We start from the raw sequence: 581 nt of genomic DNA on the forward strand, positions 1-581 counted from the left end.
GGCCACCACCGCGCCGACCGAGATGTCGATGCCGCGCGTCGCGATCACCAGCGTCATGCCCAGCGACACCAGCACCAGCGGCGCCGCGCGGTTGAGAATGTCGATCAGGCTGCCGTACAGATGCCCGCCGCGCCATTCGAGATGCAGGAAGCTGGCGTTGAATGCCGCGTTCACGGCCAGCAGCAGGAGCAGCGTGAGCAGCGGCCACGCGAGCCGGTGCCCGAACCATCGTGAAGCAAGGGATGCGTTCATGTCTGCGCCGCGATCAGTTCATATACCGCGTCCTCGCTGCTGCCGGCGGGCAATTCACCCACCTTGCGCCGCTCGCGCAGCACCGCGATGCGGTGCGAGACGCGCACCACCTCGTTCATCTCCGAGGAGATGAACAGCACCGCCATGCCGCCGCGCGCGAGCCGCAGGATCTCGTCCATGATCTCCTGCTTGGCCGCGACGTCGATGCCGCGCGTCGGCTCGTCGAGGATCAGCAGGCGCGGCTCGGTCGCCAGCCAGCGCGCGAGCAGCGCCTTCTGCTGGTTGCCGCCCGACAGCAATCCGATGGGCGTGTCGATGCTGGCCGCCTG

At 68.3% G+C, this 581-nt stretch carries 1 protein-coding gene and 1 pseudogene; both read right to left on the reverse strand.

The features are described 5' to 3' along the window. Positions 1-252: pseudogene (locus AC1DTN_RS38575) on the reverse strand (ABC transporter permease); the annotation flags it as partial. Next, positions 249-581, reverse strand: a 333-nt coding sequence (locus AC1DTN_RS38580) for an ATP-binding cassette domain-containing protein (RefSeq protein WP_477925477.1), incomplete at its 5' end; no start/stop codon positions are given. The pseudogene AC1DTN_RS38575 and the gene AC1DTN_RS38580, both read right to left, overlap by 4 nt.

Source organism: Rhizobium sp. 01T444, from assembly GCF_056398305.1.